The sequence below is a fragment of the Terriglobia bacterium genome (assembly GCA_020073495.1).
Lineage (GTDB): Bacteria > Acidobacteriota > Terriglobia > Terriglobales > Acidobacteriaceae > JAIQFD01.
This window is the reverse complement of record JAIQFD010000007.1, coordinates 100,383-125,890: the sequence shown is the minus strand read 5'-3', so window position 1 is coordinate 125,890 and position 25,508 is coordinate 100,383. Positions and strand designations below refer to the sequence as shown.

22 protein-coding genes are annotated in these 25,508 nt (G+C 62.3%); 7 read left to right on the top strand and 15 right to left on the bottom strand.

What is annotated here, in order from left to right; genetic code table 11:
• Position 1: 1 nt before the first annotated feature.
• Genes LAN37_16020 through LAN37_16010 form a run of 3 tightly spaced genes read right to left on the bottom strand, consistent with a single transcriptional unit; the run spans position 2 to position 2,501 of the window.
• Positions 2-841, bottom strand: a complete 840-nt coding sequence (locus LAN37_16020; protein ID MBZ5648717.1) for a segregation/condensation protein A — start codon at positions 839-841, stop codon at positions 2-4.
• Positions 841-1,899 carry a tryptophan--tRNA ligase gene (gene trpS, locus LAN37_16015; GenBank protein ID MBZ5648716.1) on the bottom strand — a complete coding sequence of 353 codons (1,059 nt, stop codon included), beginning with the start codon at positions 1,897-1,899 and terminating at the stop codon, positions 841-843. Before trpS ends, LAN37_16020 begins: the two co-directional genes overlap by 1 nt.
• On the bottom strand, positions 1,896-2,501 hold the full coding sequence (locus LAN37_16010; GenBank protein ID MBZ5648715.1) for a site-2 protease family protein: 606 nt from the start codon (positions 2,499-2,501) through the stop codon (positions 1,896-1,898). The genes trpS and LAN37_16010 overlap by 4 nt, the downstream gene beginning before the upstream one ends.
• Positions 2,502-2,676: 175 nt before the next feature.
• Between LAN37_16010 and LAN37_16005 the strand changes: the two genes are divergently transcribed.
• Positions 2,677-2,952 carry a hypothetical protein gene (locus tag LAN37_16005; GenBank protein ID MBZ5648714.1) on the top strand — a complete coding sequence of 92 codons (276 nt, stop codon included), beginning with the start codon at positions 2,677-2,679 and terminating at the stop codon, positions 2,950-2,952.
• 8 nt (positions 2,953-2,960) lie between these two features.
• Here LAN37_16005 and purB read toward each other — a convergent pair whose 3' ends face one another.
• Positions 2,961-4,331 carry an adenylosuccinate lyase gene (purB, locus tag LAN37_16000; protein MBZ5648713.1) on the bottom strand — a complete coding sequence of 457 codons (1,371 nt, stop codon included), beginning with the start codon at positions 4,329-4,331 and terminating at the stop codon, positions 2,961-2,963.
• Positions 4,332-4,509: 178 nt separating this feature from the next.
• Here purB and LAN37_15995 point away from each other — a divergent pair, with 178 nt between their 5' ends.
• A complete protein-coding gene (locus LAN37_15995; GenBank protein MBZ5648712.1) occupies positions 4,510-4,977 on the top strand; it encodes a MarR family transcriptional regulator in 468 nt (155 codons plus the stop codon).
• 335 nt (positions 4,978-5,312) lie between these two features.
• Positions 5,313-6,224: a universal stress protein gene (locus tag LAN37_15990; GenBank protein MBZ5648711.1), complete on the top strand. Its 912-nt coding sequence runs from the start codon at positions 5,313-5,315 to the stop codon at positions 6,222-6,224.
• 61 nt (positions 6,225-6,285) lie between these two features.
• Here the strand turns inward: LAN37_15990 and LAN37_15985 are convergent, their stop codons facing one another.
• The 5 genes from LAN37_15985 to LAN37_15965 all read right to left on the bottom strand — a co-directional run bounded on the left by LAN37_15985 (position 6,286) and on the right by LAN37_15965 (position 12,473).
• Entirely contained in the window at positions 6,286-6,543 is a 258-nt protein-coding gene (locus LAN37_15985; GenBank protein ID MBZ5648710.1) for a glutaredoxin family protein, read from the bottom strand.
• 163 nt (positions 6,544-6,706) lie between these two features.
• The gene (locus LAN37_15980; protein MBZ5648709.1) at positions 6,707-9,154 is read right to left on the bottom strand and encodes an ATP-dependent Clp protease ATP-binding subunit; all 2,448 of its coding nucleotides are present in this window, start codon (positions 9,152-9,154) and stop codon (positions 6,707-6,709) included.
• Between the two features lie 226 nt (positions 9,155-9,380).
• Positions 9,381-10,085, bottom strand: coding sequence for an ABC transporter ATP-binding protein (locus LAN37_15975; protein MBZ5648708.1), 705 nt, complete (start codon positions 10,083-10,085; stop codon positions 9,381-9,383).
• A 239-nt stretch (positions 10,086-10,324) separates the two neighbouring features.
• Positions 10,325-11,605 (bottom strand): ABC transporter permease, encoded by a 1,281-nt coding sequence (locus tag LAN37_15970; GenBank protein MBZ5648707.1) that lies wholly within the window; start codon positions 11,603-11,605, stop codon positions 10,325-10,327.
• A gap of 265 nt (positions 11,606-11,870) precedes the next feature.
• Complete coding sequence (locus tag LAN37_15965; protein ID MBZ5648706.1) at positions 11,871-12,473, bottom strand: isoprenylcysteine carboxylmethyltransferase family protein; 603 nt, start codon at positions 12,471-12,473, stop codon at positions 11,871-11,873.
• 326 nt (positions 12,474-12,799) lie between these two features.
• On the opposite strand from LAN37_15965, the gene LAN37_15960 reads away from it, so the two are divergent.
• Entirely contained in the window at positions 12,800-13,240 is a 441-nt protein-coding gene (locus LAN37_15960) for a hypothetical protein (GenBank protein ID MBZ5648705.1), read from the top strand.
• A 150-nt stretch (positions 13,241-13,390) separates the two neighbouring features.
• Positions 13,391-14,506: a hypothetical protein gene (locus tag LAN37_15955; protein MBZ5648704.1), complete on the top strand. Its 1,116-nt coding sequence runs from the start codon at positions 13,391-13,393 to the stop codon at positions 14,504-14,506.
• A gap of 843 nt (positions 14,507-15,349) precedes the next feature.
• Here the strand turns inward: LAN37_15955 and LAN37_15950 are convergent.
• Entirely contained in the window at positions 15,350-17,587 is a 2,238-nt protein-coding gene (locus tag LAN37_15950) for a hypothetical protein (protein ID MBZ5648703.1), read from the bottom strand.
• A gap of 206 nt (positions 17,588-17,793) precedes the next feature.
• Positions 17,794-19,590: a SpoIVB peptidase S55 gene (locus LAN37_15945; protein ID MBZ5648702.1), complete on the bottom strand. Its 1,797-nt coding sequence runs from the start codon at positions 19,588-19,590 to the stop codon at positions 17,794-17,796.
• A gap of 96 nt (positions 19,591-19,686) precedes the next feature.
• Between LAN37_15945 and LAN37_15940 the strand changes: the two genes are divergently transcribed.
• Complete coding sequence (locus LAN37_15940) at positions 19,687-20,886, top strand: VWA domain-containing protein (protein MBZ5648701.1); 1,200 nt, start codon at positions 19,687-19,689, stop codon at positions 20,884-20,886.
• 51 nt (positions 20,887-20,937) lie between these two features.
• Here the strand turns inward: LAN37_15940 and LAN37_15935 are convergent, their stop codons facing one another.
• The 3 genes from LAN37_15935 to ychF all read right to left on the bottom strand — a co-directional run bounded on the left by LAN37_15935 (position 20,938) and on the right by ychF (position 23,287).
• The gene (locus LAN37_15935) at positions 20,938-21,678 is read right to left on the bottom strand and encodes a ZIP family metal transporter (GenBank protein MBZ5648700.1); all 741 of its coding nucleotides are present in this window, start codon (positions 21,676-21,678) and stop codon (positions 20,938-20,940) included.
• Positions 21,679-21,755: 77 nt separating this feature from the next.
• Entirely contained in the window at positions 21,756-22,115 is a 360-nt protein-coding gene (locus LAN37_15930; GenBank protein ID MBZ5648699.1) for a four helix bundle protein, read from the bottom strand.
• 89 nt (positions 22,116-22,204) lie between these two features.
• Positions 22,205-23,287 carry a redox-regulated ATPase YchF gene (gene ychF / locus LAN37_15925; GenBank protein ID MBZ5648698.1) on the bottom strand — a complete coding sequence of 361 codons (1,083 nt, stop codon included), beginning with the start codon at positions 23,285-23,287 and terminating at the stop codon, positions 22,205-22,207.
• Between the two features lie 397 nt (positions 23,288-23,684).
• Between ychF and LAN37_15920 the strand changes: the two genes are divergently transcribed.
• Complete coding sequence (locus LAN37_15920) at positions 23,685-24,569, top strand: IS1595 family transposase (protein ID MBZ5648697.1); 885 nt, start codon at positions 23,685-23,687, stop codon at positions 24,567-24,569.
• Here the strand turns inward: LAN37_15920 and LAN37_15915 are convergent.
• Positions 24,529-25,452 carry a hypothetical protein gene (locus tag LAN37_15915; GenBank protein MBZ5648696.1) on the bottom strand — a complete coding sequence of 308 codons (924 nt, stop codon included), beginning with the start codon at positions 25,450-25,452 and terminating at the stop codon, positions 24,529-24,531. The two genes, LAN37_15920 and LAN37_15915, sit on opposite strands and share 41 nt — an antisense overlap.
• Positions 25,453-25,508 lie beyond the last annotated feature (56 nt).

The window sequence follows — 25,508 nt, the reverse complement described above, 5'->3', positions numbered from 1 at the left end:
GTTAACGCCAATCGTCCCGTACGGCCGACTCATCGCTCATGATAGCGTCGAACATCGTGTGTTTCTTCACCAGAATGTCGCCGAAGACGCGGTTCTGGCGGAGCAAGATTGCCTGCAAGCGCACCATCTCGAGCAGGGCTAGGAAGGCGCACACCAGGGCGTTGCGCGATCGCGTGTACTGCAGCAGCGACTTCAGGCGCACAGGGCGGTCTTCCATCAGCAGCCGGCGACGGATGTAATCCATCATCTGGCCGACGGTGATGGCCTCCTCGTCCAGCTGGAGGATGGGGCGCTCCTTGGCGCGCTCCAGGATGTCCTGGAAGGTGCGTACCAGGTCCACAACGTCGGCGGCGAGTTCGGCTTCGGCGCCCTCGGCGTCCTTGAACTCCTTCAACGCGGGGTTCGACCACACGGCTTCCTCGAGCTGCTGCTTCTGCATCAACATCTGGGCCGCGTTCTTGAATTTCTCGTGCTCGAGCAAGCGGCTGACCAGGTCCATGCGCGGGTCGTCCTGCTGGTCGGCGGGCGCGTCGGGGTCGCGCGGCAGGAGCATCCGCGACTTGATCTGGATGAGCACCGAGGCCATGAAAATGAACTCGGCGGCGACGTTGACGTCGAGCTCTTTGAGTTTCTCCACGTAGCCCAGGTACTGCGCCGTGATGCGTGCGATGGGGATGTCGTAGATGTCGATGTCCTGCTTGCGGATGAGGTCGAGCAGGAGGTCGAGAGGCCCGTCGTAGACCTCGCCCACGGTAACGGAGAAGGGGAAGTCGGTTCCATCCTTCTTCCCGGCCGGTGTCGCCGACGGCGCGGGATTCGGATTGGGCGTGGCTTCGGGCATTATTCGCCGTTCTCCTCGCCGGAAGCCGCCTTGGTGGGCGCTTCGTACTCCCTCGACATATTCATGGCGGCGCGCACCTGCTGCATGGTGTTCTCGGCGTGCTGCCCGGCCTTTCGCGAGCCCGCCTCGAGCACGTCCCAGGCCAGCCTGGGGTTGTTCTCGTACTTGCGGCGGCGTTCCTGGATGGGCTCCAGGTGCTGGACGATGGCGTCTGCGGCCCAGCCCTTGCACTCGATGCAGCCGATGCCCGCGCTGCGGCATCCGGCGTTCACCTTGGCCATCGTCTCTTTGGAGCTGAAGATCTTGTGCAGGTCGCCGACCGGGCAAAGGTCGGGATTGCCGGGGTCGGTGCGGCGCACGCGCGCCGGGTCGGTCACCATGGTCTTGAGCTTCGCCCGGATCGATTTTTCCGGCTCGCTCATCAGGATGGTGTTGCCGTAGGACTTCGACATCTTGCGGCCATCGGTGCCCGGAACTTTGGCGGCGGGCGTCAGCAGCGGCTGCGGTTCGGGAAAGACGTCGTGTCCCTTCCATTGGTAGAAGCCGTTGAAGCGGCGTGCGATCTCGCGGGTGATCTCGACGTGTGCCACCTGGTCTTCGCCCACGGGGACGAAATCCGCCCGGTAGATCAGGATGTCGGCGGATTGGAGCACCGGATATCCAAGGAAGCCGTAGGTCCCCAGGTCCTTGCCCTTGATGTTCTCCTTCTGCTCTTTATAGGTCGGCACGCGCTCCAGCCAGCCCAGCGGCGTGATGAGCGAGAAGAGCAGATGCAGTTCGGCGTGCTGCGGCACGTGGGACTGGATGAAGAGTGTCGAGCGCTCCGGGTCAAGGCCTGCGGCCAGATAGTCGAGCACGACTTCGATAGAGCTGGCCTTCACGCGCGAGGGGTCGGCGTAATCGGTGGTGAGCGCGTGCCAATCCGCGATAAAGAAGAAGCACTCGTACTGGTCCTGGAGCTTGACCCAGTTGGCGAGCGCCCCGAGGTAGTTGCCCAGGTGCAGCTTGCCTGTCGGACGCATGCCGCTGAGCACGCGTTTCTTGGTCGTGGCTGTCATGAGATCGCGTAAAGCAGCCTGGCAAAGAACACCAGGAACGGATGCACCAGCGTTCCGATGATATTGCCGCCCGCGACAAACAAAATCAACAAACCAAACATCCCAATGCGGTCATACAGGGCCAGCGCCGATCCGGACAGGAAATGGCGGATGACGTGGCTGCCGTCCAGCGGCGGCACGGGAATCATGTTGAAAACAGCCAACAGCACATTGATGAACAAGGCCTCGGTGAAAAGGTGCTCGAGGGGCTCCGAGGCGGCGCCGAGCACAAACCGCAGACGGAAAAGGACGGCCAGCACGGCGACCGCCCCCGTGGCCACGATGAGATTGCTGACCGGGCCCGCGACCGAGGTCATGATGTCGGCCTTCACATGGTTCTTGCCGAAATTCAGCGGGTTCACCGGGGTGGGCTTGGCCCAACCGATCATCGGGATGTTGTACATAAGAGCGATCAGCGGCAATAGCACCGTGCCGATCGGGTCGATGTGATAGATGGGGTTGAGGGTGATCCGTCCCAGCATCCGGGCCGTGGGATCGCCGTAATGATTGGCCGTCCATGCGTGCGCAGACTCGTGCACGCTGATGGCGAACAGAAAGACCACCACCTGGAAAACGATTGCGACGGGGTCAAGGCTCATCCGGACGTGGCTCGATGGTAACACGGCCTCCCCCGGGGAGATGGGCGCGCCGGGCTTGAAATCTGGCGGCTGGGAGCGGAAAATGTCACCTCCCTTCCGCGGTTGCTTTCCGGAAGTGTTCTCCATGTGGGGGAGAGCGATGGCACAGAATTACTTCCCCGGGGATTGTGTTCTTGCCCTGACCGACCAGCCCAGCCTGGCCCTGTCGCTGACCTTCCATGAGTCCACAAAATGGCGGATCACCGTCTTCGACCTGCGGGAGAAGAGGGCGGAACTGACCGATCGATTCGAGAAGTCGCTGGACGCGGCGAAGCGCTTCGTCGCGGAGTACGTGAAGGCCAAGTACGGGATCGACGTCAGCGGGCTGAAGTGGCGGGAGGTGCGGATCATACGCGGCGAAGGCGCCGCGGGCTGAGCCCGCGACTACCGGCGCTTTTTCGCGGATCGCTTCGTCTTTTTCGCCCCCGCCCGCCGCGGTGTCTCTGCCGCCTCTTCCTTGCCGAAGACCCGCTCAAAGATCTTGTCCACGTTGCGCAACTGGCGCTTGAGGTCAAAGGCGCGGTCGAGCGTGTCGCGCGAGATGCGGCCCCGGATCTCAGGCTCTTTCATCACCAGATCGCGGAAGTTCAGGCCCTCGTTCCAGGCGCGCATCGCGTTCTTCTGCACCAGGTGGTAGGCATCCTCGCGCAGCATGCCGGCTTCGGCCAAGTCGAGCAGCAACTGGCCGCTGAAGACCAGCCCGCCCGTCCTCTCCAGGTTCTTGAGCATGCGTTCCGGATAGACGAGCAGGCGTTCCATCAGGTCGGTGGTCTTCGCCAGCATGTAATCCACGAGGATGGTGGAATCGGGCAGGATGATGCGCTCGACCGAGGAGTGAGAGATGTCGCGCTCGTGCCACAGGGCCACGTTCTCCAAGGCCGCCTGGGCATTGGCGCGGACCACGCGCGCCAGCCCGCAGATCTGCTCGCAGGTCACCGGGTTCCGCTTGTGGGGCATGGCGGAAGAGCCCTTCTGTTTTTCGCTGAAATACTCCTCGGCCTCGCGCACTTCGGTCCGTTGCAGGTGGCGGATCTCGATGGCGATCTTCTCCAAGGTGGCGGCGATGACCGCCAGCGTGGCGACGTAGTAGGCGTGGCGGTCCCGCTGAATGACCTGGGACGACACCAGCGCCGGGCGAAGCCGCAGCCGGACCAGGATCAGGGCCTCCATTTCCGGGTCGAGGTGGGAGAAGTTCCCGACCGCGCCCGAGAGCTTGCCCACGCGCATCTCCTCGGCGGCGCGGTCGAAGCGGGCGAGGTTGCGCTCGATCTCCGCGTACCAGTTGGCCAGCTTGAGCCCGAACGTGATGGGCTCAGCGTGGATGCCGTGCGTGCGGCCGATCTGTGGGGTGTGCTTGAACTCGAAAGCTCTGCGCTTGAGCACCTCGGCCAGGCGGAGCAGTTCCTCGAAAATGATCTTCGAAGCTTCCCGGAGCTGGAGAGCCTGGGCGGTATCCACGACGTCGTTGGAGGTCAGGCCGTAGTGCAGCCAACGGGAGTGGGGCGAACCGACCTTCTCGGCTACGGCCTGGGTGAAGGCGATGACGTCGTGCTTCACCTCGGCCTCGATCTCGTGGATGCGTTGGACGCTGAAGGCGGCGCCCTTCTGGCGGATGGCGCGGGCAGCGGCCTGGGGGATCAGGCCGGCCTCGGCAAAGGCGTCGCTGGCCGCAGCCTCGACCTCCAGCCACATGCCGAACTTGTTCTCATCACTCCAGATGCGGCCCATCTCGGGCCGCGTATATCGCGCGATCAATGCCGGCTCCTGGGCGGGCACACCCGCCGGAGAGTTGCCTGGGAAAGGTGCGATTGTAGCAGGGAGCGGGCCGGGGCCAGTGGTCGGACCACTGACCATCTTTCTGGAGCGAGAAATCCCGATAAGTCGTGACCCGACTATGTACTTTGAAGCCGCGATTCGTTTATATTCCGGCTGAGTGACAACCCAAGCGAAGACCATCGACTACACCGCGCTGGCGGAGCTGCGCTACCAGATCCGCCGCTTCCTGCGGTACAGCGAAGAAGCCGCACGCTCGACCGGCATCGAGCCGCAGCAACACCAGCTCCTGCTGGCGCTCAAGGGCCTGCCCAGCGAGCGGCATCCGAGCATCGGAGCGCTTGCCGAGCGGCTCCAGCTTCAGCACCACAGCGCGGTGGAACTGGTGGACCGCTCGGTGCAGCGCAACCTGGTGCGGCGCGTGCGCAGCACCTCCGACCAGCGCCAGGTGTTCATCCGCCTGACCGCCAAGGGGGAGCGCATCCTGCGCGACCTCTCGGTGCACCACCGGGACATCCTGCGAGAGGCGGGTCCCGCCCTGGTGGACGTTTTGATGACCCTCACCAGCGGCGCCCGGCGAGAATCGCGGCGGCAGGAAAAGACGCGGAAGAACGCCGCTGCCGGCTGATCAGCGCTGCTGTGCGGCGGCCTCGATCAGGGGACGCCAGGCAATCACCCAGATCCCAACCCTACTTCCTGAAAGCGCATCCCGGCAGCCGGCATTGACGCCGAGAATGCAGCCTGGGCTGCGGGGCATCAGTTTCATTTCCGGAGAGCGTCACGGCGAGTCGTGACCTACGTCCTACCGCTGGGGGGCGGCGAAGCGTACGTTGACCATGGAGCATTATGCATTGCGTGCCGTCACGCAAACCTGCGGCCCGCAAACGAAAAAGAGAGAAAGCCAAAGTAAGAGATCCGTGAGCGGGTCGCGCCTTCCAAGCAGTCACAGCAAGGAGGTGCCACATGGCAACACTCGGTGTCACAACCCGCGTTGTAATCCAGAATATCCTCCTCGCAACTGACTTTTCACCCTGTTCCGATGCCGCCCTGCCGTTCGCGGCGGGTCTGGCGCATCGTTACGGATCCACGCTGTTCACCGTTACCGTCGTTCCCTCGATTCCCTACGACCTGTTGCCGGCCGATCCCCTTCAGCCGGCGCAGGTGGCAAACGTAAAGATGCGCTCCCTGGTCGCCTCCGACGCGCTGAAAAGCGTGCCGCACAAGGAATTCATCGAGCAGGGAGACATTGCGGAGATACTGAAAGAGTTCGTGCAGCAGCACAAGATCGACCTGATCGTGCTGGGCACGCACGGCCGCAGAGGGATCGACAAACTGTTGATGGGCTCGGTCGCCGAGGACGTCTTCCGGCATGCGACCTGCCCCGTGCTGACCATCGGGCCGCACGTCACCCACAAGATCAGAGAGGGTGAATTGCGCCACATCCTGTACGCGACCGACTTTGGCGAAGAGACCAGGCACGGTCTGCCGTACGCGCTCTCCCTGGCGGAGGAGCACCACGCGAAGATGACGCTGCTCCACGTCTCGCCAGAGCCTTCGCCGGCGTTGCCGGAGCCGGAGCCAGGCGCGATGCCGACCCTCAGCCGCGCCGAGCTGCTGGCTTACAACGAGGCGGAACTGCGCAAGATGATGCCGCACGACGCCAACCTGAAGACCCACCCGGAGTTCGTGGTGGAGATTGGCGATACGGCAAACGTGATCGTGGAAACTGCGCGCAAGCTGGACGCGGACATCGTCGTCCTGGGCGTCAAGCGGCCGATGCCGCTGGCGACCCATTTGACCACGGGAATCGCGTACAAAGTGGTCTGCGAGGCGCCGTGCCCGGTGCTCACGGTCGGGCACGAATTCCACGCCTGATCACCGGCGCGCAAGAAGCAAAGGCGCGGCATGAGCCGCGCCTTTGCTGCGCCTGGAAGCTTCAGCCGGCCTTCACGCCAAGAAGTTCTCTCATCTCTTCGTACAAGAACCCCTCGCCGGGCCGGTAGGGCTGGACCCACTGCCCGTCGACGACGAACTGGGGGATGGCACGCTTGCCGGTCTGGCGGACCACCTCGTCCGCCGCACCGGGGGTGGTCCCGATGTCGATCTCTTTGTACTGGATATTGTGCTCGGCCAGGAAGGCTTTCGCTTCCCGGCAGTCGTGGCACCAGGCGGAAGAATAAACGATCAGCTCCATGGGGAGTAGATGCCGAAGAACGCCGAGAGTCGCAAAAAGGGTGCTCAGTATTCGGTACTCAGTACTCAGAATCCGATACCGAATCGCCTGTCGACTCTCCGTCCTGGCGCAAACAAATCAGCCGCCAGGTTTCCCTGACGGCTGATGGCTGAACGCTGATGGCTTAGCTGTACAGCAGCACGCCCTCGTGCTTCTCCTCGCCTTCCCCGATGGGCCGGTAGAAGAGCCGGTCGCCTTCGAGATAGACCTCGAGGAACGCCGGGCGAGTGGTGATGGTGCCCTGGATGAGCGCCTCCGACAGCGGGTCCTCGATGTACTTCTGCAGGGCCCGGCGCAGCGGGCGGGCGCCGTAGCTGCGGTCGGTGATGGTCTTGTCCAGGATCCACTTGCGCGCCTGTTCCGTCACCGTGATGGTGATGTGCTTCTGCGCCAGGTTGTTGTTCAACTGGTTGACCAGCAGCTCCACGATCTGGATCAGGTCCTGCTCGGTCAGAGCGTTGAACAGGATCACCTCGTCCAGGCGGTTGAGGAACTCGGGATTGAAGGTCCGCTTCACTTCTCCCTTGACCATCTCCTCGACCTTGTCGGAGATGACCTCTTCCTTCTCCGAGGCGAAGCCCAGGCCGGTGCGCTTGATCAGGTGCCGGGCGCCGATGTTCGAGGTCATGATGAGGATGATGTTCTTGAAGTCGACCGTATTGCCCAGGCCGTCGGTCAACTGGCCATCCTCAAAGACCTGGAGCAGGATGTTGAACACGTCGGGGTGCGCCTTCTCGATCTCGTCCAGCAGGACGACCGAGTAAGGGGCGCGCTTGACGCGCTCGGTGAGCTGTCCGCCTTCCTCGTAGCCCACGTAGCCCGGGGGCGAGCCGATCAGCTTGCTGACCGAGTGCTTCTCCATGAACTCCGACATGTCGAAGCGGATGAGCGACTTCTCGCTGCCGAAGAGGAACTCGGCGAGCGTGCGCGCCACTTCCGTCTTGCCCACGCCGGTGGGGCCGAGAAACAGGAACGAGCCCACGGGCCGGTTGGGGTTCTTCAGGCCCGCGCGCGATCGCCGGATGGCGCGCGCCAGCGCGATGATCGCCTTATCCTGCGAGATGACACGCTTGTGCAGCTCCTCCTCGATGCGGAGCAGCTTCTGCGATTCCTCTTCCTTGATAGAGGAGACAGGCACGCCGGTCCAGCGGCTGACCACGTCCTCGATGTCCTCGCGGCCGACCACCCCGGTCGCGGACTCGTCCAGGTGGTGCTTCTCGCGCAGGGCGCGCAGGTTCTCGCGCTCCTTGCGCTCCTCGTCGGAGTAGAAGCGCGCCTTCTCGAACTCGTGGTTCGCGATGGCGTTCTCCATGCGGTGGACGATGAACTTGATGCGCTTCTGCACCTCGGTGATCTCGTCGGGGAGCGAGGTCTGGCGCAGCTTGACGCGCGCGCCGGCCTCGTCGATCAGGTCGATCGCCTTGTCGGGCAGGAAGCGGTCGGGGATGTAGCGGTTCGAGTGATAGACCGCGTAGTCGATCGATTCGTCGGTGTAGGTGACCGCATGGAACTTCTCGTAGCGGTCCTTGATCCCCTTCAGGATCTTCACCGCTTCGACTTCGTTGGGCGGGCCCACCTTGACGGACTGAAAGCGGCGCTCCAGCGAGCGGTCTTTCTCGATGGACTTGCGGTACTCGCCCGGGGTGGTGGCGCCGATGCACTGGATCTCGCCGCGCGACAGCGCCGGCTTCAGGATGTTGGCGGCGTCGAGCGAGCCTTCGGCCGAACCCGCGCCCACCAGCGTGTGCAGCTCGTCGATGAAGATGATGGCGTTCTGGCTCTCCATCAGCTCCTTCATGATGGTCTTCAAACGCTCTTCGAACTGGCCGCGATACTTGGTGCCGGCCACGATCAGCGACAGGTCGAGCGCGAGGATGCGCTTGTCGGCCAGGAACGAGGGCACGTCGCTGTCGGCGATACGCTGCGCCAGTCCTTCCACGATGGCGGTCTTGCCCGTGCCCGGCTCGCCGATGAGCACCGGATTGTTCTTGGTGCGGCGGCAGAGGATCTGCACCACGCGCTCCAACTCCTGCTCGCGCCCCACCAGCGGGTCGAGCTGGTTGTCCATGGCGGCCTGGGTCAGGTCGCGGGAGAACTCGCTGAGCAGGGAAGACTCGCGGCTGCGCTGCGGCTGGGCCTTCTCCTGGGTGGTCCGCGCCAATTCCTCGCGGATGGTGGACAGGCGCAGGCCGCGCTCGTGCAGGATCTCGGCGGCGAAGCACTTCTCTTCGCGCAGCAGGCCAAGCAACAGGTGCTCGGTCCCGATATGTTTGTGGCCTAGGCGCTCCGCCTCCTCGGCGGCGTACGCCAGCACACGCTTGCACTCGTTGCTGAGAGGGAGGTCAACGGAGGTGGAGACCTTCTCGCGGATCGTGGTGTGTCCCTCGATCTGCTTGCGGATGGACTCCACGGAAGCGTGCGAACGCAGGAACCGGTTGGTCAAGGCCTTGTCTTCGCGCAGCAGCCCCAGCAGCAAGTGCTCGGTCTCGATGTAGGGCGAGCCGAACTGGCTTGCTTCATAGCGCGCGAAGAAGATCACGCGTCTGGCTTTTTCCGTGTACCGTTCGAACATATTCCCTCTCCGGGAGGAACCCTGGCGGGAGCTTCATTGCCCCTCGTCAGGCCCTCTCATTTTGTCCCTCCGGCCGAACTGCGCTGCGCCGGAAGCACTCCCTACAGTCCGAATGCCTGCTTCACGCGGGCCGTAGCTGGGGAGCAGCCCGCGGTCCGGCACCGGACAATCACTTCAGTCCACCGAAGTGGACAATCCCGTCCTTCTCGCGACCGCCGTGGCGGCCCTAAGCGGGCAACGCCTGGGGCGGGACCTCCTCGACACGTCCGCCCCCCAACCGTAACACTCGGTCACAGCGGCGGGCGAACTCAAGGTTATGGGTCACAATAAGGGAGGTCAGCTGATGATCGCGATGTAGCCGGGAAATCAGTTCAAACACCATCTCGGCCGTACGGCCATCCAGATCGCCCGTGGGCTCGTCCGCCATCAAGAGTTTCGGCCGAGTCACCAGGGCCCTGGCCAATGCGACGCGTTGTTGTTCGCCGCCGGAAAGTTCTCCGGAACGATGGTGCGCGCGATCGGACAATCCGACTTCGCGCAACCAGCGGGAAGCCTCCTCACCTGACTCCCGCTTCGCCACGCCTCGGAGCATGAGCGGCATGGCGACGTTCTCCAGAGCGGTGAACTCCGGCAACAAGTAATGAAACTGCCAGACGAACCCGATCTCGCGATTGCGAAACTCCGCCGCGTCATCGTCGGAGAGCAACCGCAGCCTCATTGGGCCGCAGTATACGTCACCTTCGGAAGCCCTATCAAGCGCTCCGAGGATGTGCAGCAAGGTGCTTTTCCCGGTACCGGACTCACCGACGATACCTAGCATCTCTCCCTTCCGCACCCGGAAGGACAAGTTGTCAAAGAGCACGAGGTCCGATCGCCCCGATCGAAAAACCTTCTTCAAACCCTCGACCCGCAGGATCTCCGTCTCTTCCATTTGATGCGGCGGCCTTCTTCAAGGTCACACTACTTCGTTCCACGGCACCTGCGGAGCCTCCGCGGCGTAAAAGTTAGACGTGCACGCAGAGTTCCACGCGTCTACACCATTGGAACACGCCTTCGACCCTGATGTTCCAGTGACTTACGAAATCCGGCGTTACCAAAGTATCCACCAGAGTGCACACAAATGTGCACAAAATTGCACTTCACGAATTCCAAATTCCGTAGGCGGGAAAATCACTCGTAGCGGAGGGCTTCGGCGGGCAGGATGCGCGCTGCCGACCAGGAGGGATAGATGGTGGCGACAAACGAGATAGCCAGCGCCACCGCGGCCACAATCACGCCGTCGAGGATGCGGGGAGAGAACGGTACGTAATCGATGGAGTACACCTCGGGAGACAACGACACCAGCCGGTAGTGTCCTCCGGCCCAGGAGAGGACGTAGCCGAGCACCAGCCCCAGAGCGGTACCGATCACGCCGATGAGCACGCCCTGGGCGACGAAGATGCGGCGCACCTGGCGGTGTTTGGCGCCCATGGACATGAGCACGGCGATGTCGCGCGTCTTCTCCATCACCATCATGATCAGAGAGATGAGGATGTTGAGCGCCGCCACCAGAACGATCAGGCCGATGGTGATGAAGGTCACGATGCGCTCCAGCTTCAGCGCGCGGAACAAAGCGCGGTTCTGCTCCATCCAGTTCGAGGTCATGAAACCCTTGCCGGCGGCCTGCTCGATCTCGTGGCCGATGTCGCCGGCCCGGTAGATGTCGTCCACCTTGAACTCGACCACCGAAATGACGTCGCCCAGGCCGAAGAGCTTCTGCGAATCGGAGAGGCGGGTGAAGGCCCAGGTAGTGTCGTAATCGTAAAAGCCCGACTTGAAGATGCCCGCCACACGGAAGCGCACGTACTTGGGCACGATCCCGAATGGGGTGAGCTCGCCTTGCGGCGAGGTGACCAGGACGACGGAGCCGACCGTGGCGCCGAGATCGTCCGCCATGTCCTGGCCCAGGATGATGGGGGGCATCCGCTGGGGGCGAGAGAGGGCGTCGGGAATACCTGCCGTCGGCTGGCCGGCCTCTACCGGACCCTCCTTCAGCGCGTCCGCCGACCCGAACTTCACCGAGCGCAAGATCTCGCTGACCTTGTTCTCGTAGCTGGGGAGGACGCCCTTCAGGACCGCACCCTTGGCGCGCGCGCCGCGCGAGATCAGCACCTGTTCGTAGATGGCGGGCGAGGCCGCGGTGACATGCGGCTGTTTTTCCAGACGCGCCAGCAACTCGCGCCAATCGCGGATGCCGTCGCTTTCCATACGCATGAGTTGCACGTGCGCGGTCGAGCCCAGCAGGCGCTCCTGCAAGTCCTGGCGGAAGCCGTTGTTGATGGCCAGCGCGATGATGAGCGAGGCCACGCCCGCCGCCACACCGATGATAGAAATAACGGTGATGACGCCGATGACGGCCTGGCGCCGCTTGGCACGGAGATACCTGGATGCGACGAAGAGCTCGAACTTCACTTGTTAGAGGTCCCTCGCTTCGCTCGGGATTTCGGCAGCGGGCTCCCGCTCCAGTCGTGCACCGCACTCCTGTCGCTCACACCCGCTGGACGCCTCAACTTGGCGCGCAGGTATCGCGAGGCGACGAAGAGTTCGAAGCTCATCGGCTAGTAAGGTCCCTCCGCTTCGCTGCGCTCAGCGTCGGGATTTCGGCAGCGGGCTCTCCCCTTCGCACCGCTCAGGGTCACGCCCGCTAAGCGCCTCAAATTATAGGGGTCGCGAGTCGCTAGTCGCTAGTCGCGGGCCGGCGGCTGCGGGGGACGGGAATGATGGCGGAGCTACTGGCCTGGTAGCGGTGGTACTCGTCACCGAAGCGCTGCTCCAGTTCGCGCTCCTCCATTTGGATCATCACTGCGCCGGTCACAACCGCGAAGGCGCTCATGCCGTACAGGGCCGCTGAGCCGGTCCCCACGGTCCATCCCAGCAGGTGGCAGAGGTGCGCCAGGTAATAGGGGTGGCGGATGCGGCTGCGGATGCCGGTGGTGACCAGGCGCTGCTCATGCTTCTCCGGTTCGAGTTCCGAGCGGCCCAGCACCTGGTCTTCGGAGAAGTCGTGGCGGGCACGGGAATAGACATACATCGCGGTCGCGATCAGGGCCACGCCGGGGATCCAGGTCAGCGGCTGGCGGTAGAGGGTCATGTGACGCCACTGCGCTGTTATCGCGCCGACCGCGACCCAGAGCAGCGGCCACACCCAACCTACGTGCTTCAGCGAGACTTTGCGCTTGCGCCAGAGATCGGCGAACGGATGTACCAGGAACCAGTAGGCAGGGATGGTCGAGTAGACGCATCCCAGCAGCCAGCCGATGTTCTCCAGGACGCCGCGCATCGAGCGATTGTAAGCCAGCCCCTGCGCGGCCCGCCCTGCAGCTACCCCGGCCAGAACTCCACTCCTGGCGAAGACGGACACGATTGCCAGCAATGCAACGAATCCAGCCCGCGCCAGGGGACGGTGGAATGGTAGCCCGGCATGGAGCGCGAAGCGCGGAATGCCGGGTAGGAGACACACAGAATGTCCTGAGCCCCTTCAGGGGCGACACCTCTTCCGCGAAGGACGTAAGCCCGAACGTGACGCCCGTCACCGCGCCCCACGGCCACGAACGGTCACAATGACCCATGCTCTCCAAGCCGCGAAGATTCCGATTTCCGCGCGGGATGACTGCCAAGGCGAAGGGCGAATTGGCGGAATCCATTTTTGCGGCCAGAGCCGAGGCGCTCGGGCTGCAGATCAGCAAACCCCTTGGCGAGAACCAGGCGTTCGACTTCCACGTGCAGAGCCGCCTGGGCACGTTCCGCGTTCAGGTGAAGTCGGCGTGGAAGGTGGCGCGCCACCACTATTTGGTCTGCTTGACTCCGAGCACACTGAACAAGTCCAGCGGATACGATGTACTGGTCGTCTATATCGCGCCGTTGGACGCCTGGTACGTGATCCCGGCCGCAGCGGTCGAAAAGCGCTGGCTGATGCTCTATCCTCATATCGCGAAGAGCAACGCCAGGTACGAGAGGTATCTGGAGGGCTGGCGGACGCTCACTGGTGACGTGCGTGACGACACGCGCCGGGTCGGCCTCGAGATCCACGCTGGCAGGGAAGGCTAAAGCGCGATGAGAGGACATTACCAACAGATGGTGCGGGCACGCGTCGTGGAATACGTAATCGCGGCGCTGATATCTACGTTCCCCCTGGCCTGCTTGGCTCAGCCACCGAGTTCCTGTGACCAGGCTGAGGTGGTTCGCACCGCTACTAGGGTGCAGTCCGTCCGCAAACAGCTGCTCAATCTTCCGATTGGCGACGGCCCGGGCGTTTCCCCTGCGGCACAGCAGGAAATCGTGTCGATGAAAAGCGCACTTGCCGCGTTGATTGATGCATACATGGGCTGCGTCTCTTCGCAGCCTGATGGCACTAAAGTCCGCAACGAACTCTCCGCACTAACAAACGCCTTTGAGTTACCGCAGGGTCAGGTACTCACGGCGGAGCAGATTCCCGCCGAATTCGGCAAGTTCGGATTTGAACTTTGGTTCGACGTGCGGGCCATCCAGAATCCGCGATTGATAGGAATCACGGCGAATTTCTCCATTGAGTGTGGCGGCGATACTGTGCTGCTCGTCTTTGCCCCCAAGGCCGATACATGGGAAGAGGTGCTGAGATGGCAGAAACAGCCATATCCAGAGGTCGATGGCGGCACGATGGCTTTCGGCTACGAAATATCGCCACCTGACAACTCTGGTGGGTGGTTCTTGGTGGAGCACGATATTGCACCGTGGTGCAGTTCGACTTGGTCCTCGATAAGGTACTCGGTTCTAAAGCCGACTAGCGAGCCACTTCAACCAAAGGTTCTCTTCTCCGGCGATGATTACATGTGGTGGGGCAGCGAGGACTACGGTCGACTAACAGTAGATAAGAACGCGTTTGACTTGCGATTCCATTCCAGCAGCATAGATGCTGGTGTTCATAACCGAGTTTGGATTAGGCACTTTTCTGTGATTGGGGATGAGGTCAAGCGCACCCAACCAGTGGCTGTATCGCCCCGCGATTTTGTGGATGAATGGATTGTCTCGCCGTGGGAGCAAGCAGCGCAGTGGTCGTCGAAGGCTGTTGAGGCGGACCTTCGGCGACTTCACGAACTGGTACGCGCGATCAACGAGGATTCCTTGCTGGAATACACCTCCGTGCACAGGTGCTCCAAACCCGCCGGCCACTATCAGGTCGAGGTGGGCGAGTACATTCCTCCTGACTACCGCCACTCCCGCTCGTTCTATTTCCAGGTGACGGCAAACGATACCTACTTCATGACCAAAGCATCCCGAACGCCCGATCCAAGGTGTAAGGGACGCAATATCCTCGAGGAAATGAGCACAAGATAACGGGCGGCGGGGAGGTGCCCCACACGAGCGGGGTTTGCTCGTGTGGGCGTCGGATTCACGCAGCCCGACTCGCGGGCGCTTGAGAGTAGCCCCGGGCTTTGCCCGGGGAAGGGAGTCTAGAAAGAACACAGCCCCTTCAGGGGCGATTGAAGGATGCGTGAAGCTGAGGGACGGATCAGGCCCCTAACTTGTGATAAGGGCTGTTATCGACAGTTACCTCAAACGTGCTTCTATCTGACGCAGCAACTTGCGGCTGCGAGCCCTCATAGCAGGGGTGCCGTTCCCAGCAGTCTGCCGTAGAAGTTCTATCACTGCGGGTCGAATACTTGGGTCGTCCGCCGTCAAGTCGGCGAGTCCCTGGAGAGCGCAGGTCTTGACGATTGAGCTACCGTCCTGCAAGTAATTGTGCAGCAAAGAGGCCGCAAGTTGCCGTTCCGTTGCATTCAGCGGAAGCCTTGGAACGATGGCCGCCAAGTGCCAACGCAATTCTGGTGCGTGGGCTTCAGCCATCAAACCCAGCAACTCTTTCTTGTAGGGCCGAAGCAGGTCAGGGTTGTGCCGCGTTACCTTTTCAGTCGCGTCTGCCGCCCGCATTCGCACTAAGGGATTCTCAGACCAACAGCCGCGTAGCAAGTCCGGAAATAGTGCTCGATTCCTACAGACGATTGCCGCCACTTCGTCGGAGCGACCGATCGATCGGCGATCTCCTCCATCGAGGAGAGCAAGGATATTGTTTCGAGACATTCGGCGAAATTATAAGCAGGTTATGCACGTTCACTGTTGCTAAATCGCCTTAGCACAAGCATGCGCCGTTTCTTCGCTGCGTTGACGCGGCCTCGCAGGCTACTTGCGCGCCGCCGTGACGATGGTCTTCGCCGCCCCCATGTTATCGAAGCGGTCATACACGCGCACCACCACCACGTGCTCCGCGATCCACGCCGGGTCGTCTTTTTTCCCCTTCTTGCCGGACTGAGCTGCCGCCGGTCCCTCATCCGCCGGCAAAGGCAGCTTGACGTCATACTTCTCCTGCTTGGAATCGGAGATCTGGCCAACCGGCTCTATGAACTGCCAGTCGTCCGCGTCGATGGAGCACTCGGCGCGGCTGATGGGCGAGAACGTGTCGCTGGCGCGGAAGGTGACGCGCACCTGGCCGTTCTCCAGGTAGGCATGCAGTTCTTCGACCCGGGGCGGCGTGTTGTCCACCTCGAAGAGCGCGCTCTCCCTCTGATCGGTGAGAACCTCCGCGGGCGGGCGCGAAGGCGCGTCGGAAGCGATCACTTTCACGGTGTACCCGCCGTCGGGCAGCAGGCCTGCGTCGAGGGTGTAGTAGTTGTCGGTGATCTTGTCCTTCAGGAGCTTCCATCGAGTTTCGCCGTCGCCGCGGTAGTAGAGCGAGTAAACGAGCTCGTCGTCGTTGTCGTCGTGGGCGGCCCAGCGGACGGAAATGGCGTCCCGGTCGCGCACCGCAGGCGGAGAGGCGACAAAGCGCGGCCCGGGCTGCGGGCTCTCGGGCGCCTTGGGCATAGGCTGGTAGCGCCAGCCCACCTGCACCATCACGTCGTCGATCACCGGTGCGACGTTGTTGGGACGGTAGTTCACCAGCACGCTGTCCACCGTGGTGGGTGGCTCGCTCGGACGGAGCACCGCCTTCCACTGGACGAAGCGGGCTGGCGGCACATCGGCCTCGCCGGTCCCCAGATCCACGCGCTTCCAGGGGCTCCAGTTGCGGTCGGGATTGTCCACGTTGCCGCTGCGCAGGGCGAGTTCGTATCGGCCGTGGCCGCGGACCTCCACCCGTCCCCAGCGGGAGAAGATGCGGGCATCGAAGACGTCGCTCTCGTAGGAGCCCTCGGTCTCCGGCGCCACGCCGACGGAGAACACTTTGCCCAGGTTCGAGGTGGAAGCATAGAGGCTGCCTCCCGGACCCTTGGCGAAGGCGGTGACCTGAGTGGCGCTCGCCTTCAGCAGGTCGGTGAATTCGCCCTCGCTCTTGACCAGGTAGATGCGCCCCTTGTTGCCGGTCCCGGCCAGGAGCCGGCCCCGCTCATCGAAGCCGAGCGCATAGACGATGTCTTCGCGCGAGAACCAGACGCGGCGCGGGGCGCCGTCGGGCGCGATGCGGTAGATCTCCGAGCCAGCGGACGGGGGCACGGCGGCGGCAATCGCGCTGGGCGCCACCGGCTGCACGGGTTTTTCGCCCTGGGGTTGGGGCTGCGGTTGCGGCTGCGGCATCGGGCCAGGCGCCGGCAGAAGCGGCGCCACGCCGCGCTTCTCGCCCACACCCGCAGCGAAGATGTTGCCCGCGGCATCGACGGCCAGAGCGGTGATCTCCTTCTTGGGCGCGCTGTACAGCACAAACGCCTCGCCCGCCGGCGAGATGCGGTAGATCAGGCCGCTGCCGTCCGATCCCGCGATCAGATTCGCGTTGGCGTCGAACGCAAGCACGCGGATGTGCGCCTCGTCGCTCTTGAAGAACAGTGAGCCCTGCCCGGCGCGGCTCACGCGATAGATCTCGCCACGGTCGCCGGTGGCGATGTAGAGCTGGCCCTGCCCGTCGAGGGCGAGGTCCCAGATGTACTTCGTCTTGGGATCGAAGAGGACGCTGGAGGTATACGAGGGATCGACCGTGGCCGGGGTCTGGTTCTCCGTTCTGGAGGGCGTGGCCTTTGACGCGCCAGTGTGCTCGATCTTGTACACCTTGCCGTCCGGCGAGGTGGCGGCATAGAGCAGTCCGCCGCGGTCTACGACCAGGGCCTGGACCTGGAGCTCCTGGGGCTCGAAGATCACCGCTGCCTTGCCTTCCGGCGTGATGCGGTACACCCGCGCCGGGGATCCTGCCGCCGCGTACACCGTGCCTGTGCCGTCCCCGGCCAGCGCCCAGAGGTAGACCGAAGGTGTCGTGTAGACAGGCCTGAAGGCCGGGGCGAGTTCCAGCATGCCATCACTGCGGATGGCGACCCCCTTGGCTGTGCCCTTCTCGAAGTCGTCGAACGAGTTCTGTTTCCAGGTGCGCGTGCCCTGGGCGAGAGCCAGGATGGCCGAGAAAAAGAGGAAGAGAACGACGAAGCTTACTTTTTTCACCTTGCTTGCCTTGATGGTGTCGCTCGCGCGATGGTTAGAGCCAGACGCGATGCGGTCGAGGAACTCGGTTGCTTACGGCAAAAACCCACGGCCGAAGCCGTGGGATCCAAGCCGGAATCATTATAGTGCGGGCGGGCGCAAGACTTCGGCCACGCGCGAGATCCTTCAGGATGACGCCCGGGGCCCAGACGCCCCGCGAAATGGCGTCACTTGATCGTGACCATGATCATCTGGGCGCCGGTCACCACGTAATCCATGGGCGTCGAGTATTCGTTCACCGCCGATTCGCCGATCACCACCATGTCCTGCGTCCCGCGCATGCCGTCCATCACGTTCATGACCGAGAGCGGCAAGGTGGGCATGACCTTGTCTTCCACCATGGCCTGCGGATTGGCCTCCAGCAACGACACATAGAGCCGGTCGTTGGTGTGCTCCTTGTTGAGGAGCGCGATGGTGGAGCCGAGGTCAAGTTTGCGCCCTGGACCGGGCCCCATGCGGTGGCTGCGGTCGAGCGTGTCGCCGTCGCTGACCAGGATGCGGAGCGTGCCCTTAGGGGTTGAGGCCGGGACCTTGACCGGGATCTGCTTGACGATGCGCTCGCCGCGGTACGGCCGCAAGGAGACCTCGATGCTGATTGCGTCCCCGGGGCGGGCCTCGGTCACGTCGGTGCGGACGCTCTCCAGGCGTGCCCAGCGGCGCTCCTTCAGCACCTCGAAATCGAGGGTGACGCCGCCGATGGAGGGTGTCGCGTAGGGGTTGTCGAAGATCCGGCTGAAGCGGTCGCCGAGCGTGATGGCGGCGGCAAACGCCGTCGGTTGCGCCGGATCTATGGGCGCGAACATGTTCTGCAGCCCGACGTCCGGGTAGCCGTTCACGCGGATCTTCCCGCTCATGCGGTAGGTGGCGTCCTCGCCGTACTCGTTCAGACTCTGGAGCGAATTGAAGACCGTGGTCATGATCGCGACCGGGGTCATCTTGGCGTTGTTCAGCACCTCGAAATGGAATTCCTTGGCCCGCGTGCCGCCGTGCACCGTGAGGGCGACGGGGATCATCTGCGGTAAGACGCCAAACTCGCCTAGGATGCCGCTGTGGCGGTCCTGCACGAACGCCCCCACCGGCTCCGTGGTGTTCACGATCTTGAAGGCATTAGCGGGCGAAGCCAGGGTGGTCACCACGTACGCCTTGGTCATCGGCATCTCGATCCTGCCGAACTGGAGCAGAGGATGGCCGCAGGCGAGCAAGCGTTGCGCGTCCACGTAGGTGACGGTGCACGTGCCGGCCACATTCATGTCGCCGCGGATCAGAACGGCGCTGACGGCGGAGCCGGGAACCAGGGGCTCGGGCTGTGACTGGTCGGAGGCCGCGCCGATTCCCATAACGGGAATGATGCCCGCCTCTTTGAACTGGGGGGCGAACAGGCGCACCGCCTCTTCGCTGAACCCGCTGAAGACCAGGGGGGTCTCGATGGGCTGGAGGTACTGCGAGAACTGTTGGATGCCGGCCGCATCGCCCAGGCCCGAAGTGCGCGACACCTCGCGCCGCGGCTGGCCCGGATCGACACGCGATTCCGCCGGGGTGCGGTCGAGAGCGTTGATCTCGAGCATGTCGGCGATGGGGGTCACGCCCGCGATCGGGTCTTTGGCGAACTGGCCGATGCGGAACGCAAGGGCGCCCACCAGTTTGCCGTCCACATACACCGGGCTGCCGCTCATGCCCGCAACCACCCCCGTGTACTCGGGTTTCTTGCCCTGCAGGCGGACTAGAATGACGTCGCTCTGGGGTCCGTTGGCATCCTTGAGGACGCCGAGGATCTCGACATCCATCGCCTCGACCTTGGCGCCTTCAAAGACGGTATAGGCGACGCCGTGCATGCCAGCGTGGATCTGGTTCACGGGCAAGGTCGGGACATCGAGCGCGGAAGCGGGGTTCTCGGCAGACCAGCCGGGAACCGCGCAGCAAAGCGCCGCGAACAGGAGGGTGCGGACAACGACAGCTCTTTTCATATTACCCCGTCCGCTATTGCTTGTACGGGGAGAGGTTGTACCGAAATAGCGGAAACGTGCATCTATACTAATACAGATTCTCGGCGGAAGAAGCAGATGTCTCCCTTCATTCAAGTGCGTAAGAAGCTCTCAGCTCCGGCTCAGGCGTTCGCCGTCGTCCTGGTGATGGCAATCGCGCTGGCGCCGGTCGTGCCTTTGCTGGCGCAGCAGCAACCACCGCAGCAGCAGGGGCAGCAGCAGCAACAGGCGCCGGAGGCGGGTGGGCCGCAGGGAGACGTCGGGCCCCTGGCGCTGCCCAAGAAGAAAGAAGAGCCGCCGCCGGAGAAGAAGCCGGAAGTGAAGAACCCGCCGGGCATGCCGGAGTACTCGCTGCGCGTGGATGTTCCCCTGGTCACCGTTCCCGTGCTGGTCACGACCAAAGACGGCCAGTTCATCCCCGGTCTGAAGAAGGAGAATTTCCGGGTCCTCGAAGACGGTGTCCCGCAGCGGGTCACGAACATGACGCAAGCACAGGATGCGCCGATCACGGCTGTGCTGCTGGTCGAGTTCGCCTCCACCGGGTACAAGTTCAACTACGACGCGCTGAATGCTTCCTACAGCTTCGCCAATACGCTGAAGCCGAACGACTGGATCGCGGTGATCGCCTTCGACATGAGGCCCCGCATGCTCACCGACTTCACCCAGGACAAGCAAGCCGTCTACGGAGCTCTGCGCCAGCTTTGGATGCCCGGGTTTAGGGAGATCAACACCTGGGACGCGCTCTATGACACGCTGGATCGCCTGGAGGGCGTGGAAGGCCGCAAGTACGTCATCCTGATCGGCACCGGTTTGGACACCTTCAGCAAGATCCACTACGACCAGATCCTGAAGAAGGTCAAGGATTCGCACAACATCACCATTTTCACCGTTAGCACCGGCAGGCTGTTGCGCGAAGCCATCCGCGACTCCGCGGCTACAACCAGCAGCATGGGTCCCACCATCGCCAGCATGAATTTCCTCCAGGCCGAAAACGCCATGAATACGTTCGCCAAGATGACCGGTGGCCGCGGTTACTATCCGCGGTTCGAGGCCGAGATGCCTGAGATCTTCAATGAGATCGGGCAGTCCGTCCGCAACCAGTACAACCTGGCCTACAAGCCCACCAACACCAAGCAGGACGGCACCTGGCGCAAGGTAAAGGTCGAACTGATGGACGAGAATGGACAGCCGCTGAGAGTGCGCAATCAGAAAGGCAAGGACGTGAAGTACGAGGTCATCGCGCGCGACGGCTACAACGCCAAGCACGAGGTGGAATAGCCCCGACACACGGTCCCGAGACGCCGCGCAGCGCCCCGCGACGTTTTTCTTTTAGTGGGCGGCGTGGATCAGCCGATCGAGCGCAAAGAGAAGGCCGACGCCGAGAAAAACCACCAGCGCCATTTTGACTCCGGGCTCCTTGTTCACTTCGGGCATAAGGTCCGAGGCCGCAACGTAGATGGTCACCCCCGCGGAGAGCGCCAGCCCCGCGCTCAGGAATTCCGCCAGCCACGACATGGTCAGCACGCCGGCAAGGGTCGCGGCTCCCAGTAGCGCCGAGGAACCCCATGCGACGCCCCGGCTGCGGCCGCTGGCCAGCATCACCGAGGCCACCGTGAAGCCCTCCGGGATCTTGTGCAAGAACACAGCCAGGAAGATCACCCATCCCAGCCAGCTCGAGACCAGGAAGCCCGAGGCGATGGCGATCCCGTCGAAAAACGTGTGGATGGTCAGCCCGACCAGCACGGAGTAGCTCTTGTGCGCGTGAACGAACTCATCGGGGTGCGTCTCTTCTCCGAAATGGAAGTGGGGCGTGACGGTATGCTCGAAGAAATGGACGATCAGATACCCGATGAGGATGAACAGAGGCGCCCGCGACCCGGCGAGGCGCAGGCTTTCCGGCACCATTTCGGTCATAGCGGTGGCCAGCATGAAACCGGCGCCCAGGGCGACGAAGTACTTCAGGTAGCGGCGCTCCCAGACCTTCTGCACGATGATGGCGCCGCCGAAGACGTCGGCCGCCGCCGCGGTAAGGCCCAGCAGCACGCTCAAAAGGATGGGATTCGTTGGCATTTAGAAGAGCAGAGTACATAGTACATAGCACATAGTACATAGCGCACAGCGTTGCCCATGGGTGGAGCGCGTGACAGCTACTCCACATCGATGGAATTGATGAGTCCCGTCAATACTCGGCCCACCTCACTCACTTGTGCCATGAGCGGACGAAGCCCCTCGTCGGTGATATAGCCCAAGCGCTGCGCCAGCATAAGTTGAGTTTCCAGTTCCGCGACAGATCCACGAGATTGCCGCAGGAAATGCCGAAAATCTTTCGGCGAGAACCTTGCGTGCCCTTCCGCGATGTTGCTGGGGACGGAAATCGCCGCCCGGTGTAGCTGCTGAGTCAATGAGTACAGTTCATGAGTGGGGAAGGAACAAGTGGCGCGGTAGACCGCCTCCACCATATCCATCCCTTTTTGCCACGCGATCAACTCGGTGTATGACCCGGACATGCTCGCTCCCTCTCCCCACACGCATCATGAAGATCTTCGCCTTGCCCTATGTCCTACGCGCTATGAACAATGCGCTATGAGCTATGCGCTTATCCACTATGTCGTACATGCATTACATCGCCGTCCTTGACGACGTAGTCCTTGCCTTCCAGGCGCAGCGTGCCCCGGGAGCGGGCGTTGGCCTCCGACCCGGCCTCGAGCAGCGCGTCCCAGTGGATGACCTCGGCGCGGATGAAGTGTTTCTCCAGGTCGGAGTGGATGGCGCCGGCGGCATTCACGGCGCGCACACCGCGATCAACCGTCCAGGCACGGCACTCGTCCTCGCCGACGGTGAAGAACGAGATCAGGCCGAGCAACTCATACGTCTTGCGGATGAGGCGCGTGAGGCCACTCTCCTTGAGGTCGTAGGAACCCAGGAATTCGGCGGCTTCGGAGTCCTCCATCTCCGCCAGTTCGGCCTCGACCTTCCCGCAGATGGCGGTGGCGCCGGCATTGGGGCGCGACGCGACCTCCGTCAGCTTGTGCTTTTCGACCGCAAGCTCCAGTGCGCTGCCCAGGTCGGTGGTTTCGCTGACGTTGAGCACGTACAGGATGGGTTTCTGGCTCAGGAACATGAATCCGCGCAGACGTTTCTTGTCCTCCGGGTTCAGCTCCATCTCGCGCAGCGGCTTCTCCGCCTCGAGCTGCGCCTTGCACTTGAGAAGGATCTCGTGCTCCTTCTCGATCTCCGGGTCCTTGATCTTTTTCCGGTCCTTTTCGACGCGCTCCAGGCGCTTCTCGAGTTGCCCCAGGTCGCTGACCATGAGGTCGAACTCGATGTTCTTGACGTCGCGCAGCGGATCGATGGGGCCCACGTGTGGGATGGAGGGATCGTCAAAGGCGCGGACCACGTGCGCAAGGGCGTCGACGTTGCGCAGCGCGGTGGCGTAGGCGGTGTCCTTCAGCGCTTCCTGGCTCATGGCCGCGACGTCGACGTACTCGACCGAGGCGTGGATCAACTTCTTTGGGTTGTAGAGCGCGGCCAGCTTGTCGAGGCGATCGTCGGGAACCTTGGCGACGCCGATATGCGCTTCCCGCGGATTGTGGTGCGCGGCGTCGACCTGCACCTTGGTCAACATCCTGAACAGAGATGTCTTTCCGACTTGCGGCAGGCCAATGATTCCGGTCTTCATAAGTAATGAGGCGTGCCCTACAGGACGAAAGAAGAATGGCAGGGCAAACGAACTAGTCTTTCACGAGAGGCGACGAGCGGTCAAAAGCGGAAAGGGGGAGAGAACAATCGGGGTGGGTTCCGCACCTCCATCGCGAATCGCCGCGATCGAGGCGCCAGCGGGCGAACGAAAAGCGCACACTTGTGCTAAGGCACGATTATTTACTTGACGTAACGAGTGCATTCTGCTATCGTTTCCTTGTAATGAAGATAACCCTTACTTCCGCTTCGGCTTACGGGGCGCTGCAGTGGCAGATGCCGTCAGCCGCTTTCGGATGTCCCGCCGAATGCCGCTCATCAGCTTGCGGAGCGGAACATCTTCCAGTGGTCTGCCCATTTTCTTCTTGTGAGGTTCTGTCATGACTCTCCTAGACGTACAGCACTTATTTGATACTGACGAAAAATGCCGCGAGGCCCTTGTTAAGTTGCGCTGGCCGCGCGGGGTTGAGTGTCCGCGCTGCCACGGCCAAAAGATTTCGTGGATTACGGCGAACAAGCAGTTCGATTGCGCGGAGTGCGAATATCACTTTTCGGTTACGGCTGGCACGATCTTTAACGATTCCCACCTGCCGCTGCAAACGTGGTTCACCGCTGTGCTGCTCTTGGTCGAGGCGCGCAAGGGATTTTCTGCAAATCAGATGAAGCGCACGATTGGTGTGAGTTACAAAACGGCTTGGTATCTGTGCCACCGCATCCGCGCCGCGATGAAGGAAGTGCGCCCCATGTTGGATGGCACGGTCGAGATGGACGAAACCTATGTTGGCGGCAAAGAGCGCGGCAATTGGGGCAGCAAAAAGAACAAGGAAATCGTTATCGGCATCCGGCAGCGCGGCGGCGATCTGCGATTCTTTCATGCTTCCGACGCCAAGAGCGGCACGCTGGCGAAGTACATCACAGAGAACGTCAGCGCTGACGTGGAAGTGATGGTCACCGATGAACTGCCCGCATACCCCAAGGCAATGATTAGAGCAGGAGTCCACGGGTCTAAACACAAAACCATCCGGCACCGCGACAAGGTGTACGTGCGGGGCGATGTGTACACCAACACCGTCGAAAACGCTTTCTCCCTTTTGAAGCGCGGCATCATGGGAACGTGGCACAAGGTCAGCGCGAAACATCTCCCCGCCTACTTGGATGAAATGACGTTCCGGTTTAACCGCCGCAAGAATCACGATCTATTCCTCGATACGCTGCGCCACATGGTTACCGCCCCGGCTCTGACATTCGAGCGGCTAACTGCCTAATCTCGTTTATTCGCCACGGACTCACGCCAGCTTCAAATCCAAGTTTCTTCACCACGCCCGCAATTGCGTTCCATCCCTCATTCATTGGTATTCGCGGTCTCCCGTATCGTTCCCATACCTCCCGCAATATTGCTATCCCGTCCTCGGGAACGTGTTCCGCAACGATGTTCTTGCCCTTGTCCTCTGGCGTTCTTTTCCGCGTGATGCACATGGCTGTGTGTTGTTTACCAACGTCGTCTCCCTGCGACTTCTCGGCGGCGAATTTTGCGGCAGCAACGCAATAAAGCGTTTCGGCAAGTGTGCTGTCTTTCGTCTGGCCGAGCAGTAGAAGGGTTGAGGCTGCCACCTCTGCGCCTGTGCCTATCGCGGCAATCCCCGCCAGGGCATGATCGCGGTCTCCGTCTGGGCTTACCTCGTAAAGCATAGCCGCATACTCGGACTTGCCCCATCCAATCACCAAAAGCTGCTCTTCAAAATACACAGCGCGTTCGGCAATCTGCCGCGAGATGCGGGTACATTCTTGCTCCCCTAATTGTGCGCGGCCTTCTGCCTTAAACTTGGCCAGATCCATGTCATAGGGGGCGAGCGCGGCAAAAGAGCTAAACTTAGCCCATCGTCTCTGATAGCCTTCAAGCGTTATCTTCTGGATGTTTTCGCGAGTCAGCGAGGCACCGTCCGCCGCCCAGTACATTTCCTCAAAAATCGCTTTGGTATTCGAGGGTTCGCCAGCAAAGAGAAACAGCCATTCGTCTTGCGGTGTGACCTTCCAGAGCATTTTTCCTAGCATCGCATCGGCAGCTATGCCTGCGAAGGAAAGACGCCCATCGGTCGCAGCTACCACTCGCTTGCCGCTCTCGCACGATGCCGCTATGCAAACCGTCATATCGCGCTCCCGGCGGGGTCGCCAGCACTTTTTGGGGGGTCGCCTAATCATAGGCC

Excerpts from the sequence above, each read along its gene's own strand:
- LAN37_16020 (MBZ5648717.1), bottom strand. The coding sequence starts at position 841 with ATGCCCGAAGCCACGCCCAATCCGAATCCCGCGCCGTCGGCGACACCG.
- trpS (MBZ5648716.1), bottom strand. The coding sequence starts at position 1,899 with ATGACAGCCACGACCAAGAAACGCGTGCTCAGCGGCATGCGTCCGACA.
- LAN37_16005 (MBZ5648714.1), top strand. The coding sequence starts at position 2,677 with ATGGCACAGAATTACTTCCCCGGGGATTGTGTTCTTGCCCTGACCGAC.
- LAN37_15990 (MBZ5648711.1), top strand. The coding sequence starts at position 5,313 with ATGGCAACACTCGGTGTCACAACCCGCGTTGTAATCCAGAATATCCTC.
- LAN37_15985 (MBZ5648710.1), bottom strand. The coding sequence starts at position 6,543 with ATGGAGCTGATCGTTTATTCTTCCGCCTGGTGCCACGACTGCCGGGAA.
- LAN37_15980 (MBZ5648709.1), bottom strand. The coding sequence starts at position 9,154 with ATGTTCGAACGGTACACGGAAAAAGCCAGACGCGTGATCTTCTTCGCG.
- LAN37_15975 (MBZ5648708.1), bottom strand. The coding sequence starts at position 10,085 with ATGGAAGAGACGGAGATCCTGCGGGTCGAGGGTTTGAAGAAGGTTTTT.
- LAN37_15965 (MBZ5648706.1), bottom strand. The coding sequence starts at position 12,473 with ATGCGCGGCGTCCTGGAGAACATCGGCTGGCTGCTGGGATGCGTCTAC.
- LAN37_15960 (MBZ5648705.1), top strand. The coding sequence starts at position 12,800 with ATGACTGCCAAGGCGAAGGGCGAATTGGCGGAATCCATTTTTGCGGCC.
- LAN37_15945 (MBZ5648702.1), bottom strand. The coding sequence starts at position 19,590 with ATGAAAAGAGCTGTCGTTGTCCGCACCCTCCTGTTCGCGGCGCTTTGC.
- LAN37_15940 (MBZ5648701.1), top strand. The coding sequence starts at position 19,687 with ATGTCTCCCTTCATTCAAGTGCGTAAGAAGCTCTCAGCTCCGGCTCAG.
- LAN37_15935 (MBZ5648700.1), bottom strand. The coding sequence starts at position 21,678 with ATGCCAACGAATCCCATCCTTTTGAGCGTGCTGCTGGGCCTTACCGCG.
- LAN37_15930 (MBZ5648699.1), bottom strand. The coding sequence starts at position 22,115 with ATGTCCGGGTCATACACCGAGTTGATCGCGTGGCAAAAAGGGATGGAT.
- ychF (MBZ5648698.1), bottom strand. The coding sequence starts at position 23,287 with ATGAAGACCGGAATCATTGGCCTGCCGCAAGTCGGAAAGACATCTCTG.
- LAN37_15920 (MBZ5648697.1), top strand. The coding sequence starts at position 23,685 with ATGACTCTCCTAGACGTACAGCACTTATTTGATACTGACGAAAAATGC.
- LAN37_15915 (MBZ5648696.1), bottom strand. The coding sequence starts at position 25,452 with ATGACGGTTTGCATAGCGGCATCGTGCGAGAGCGGCAAGCGAGTGGTA.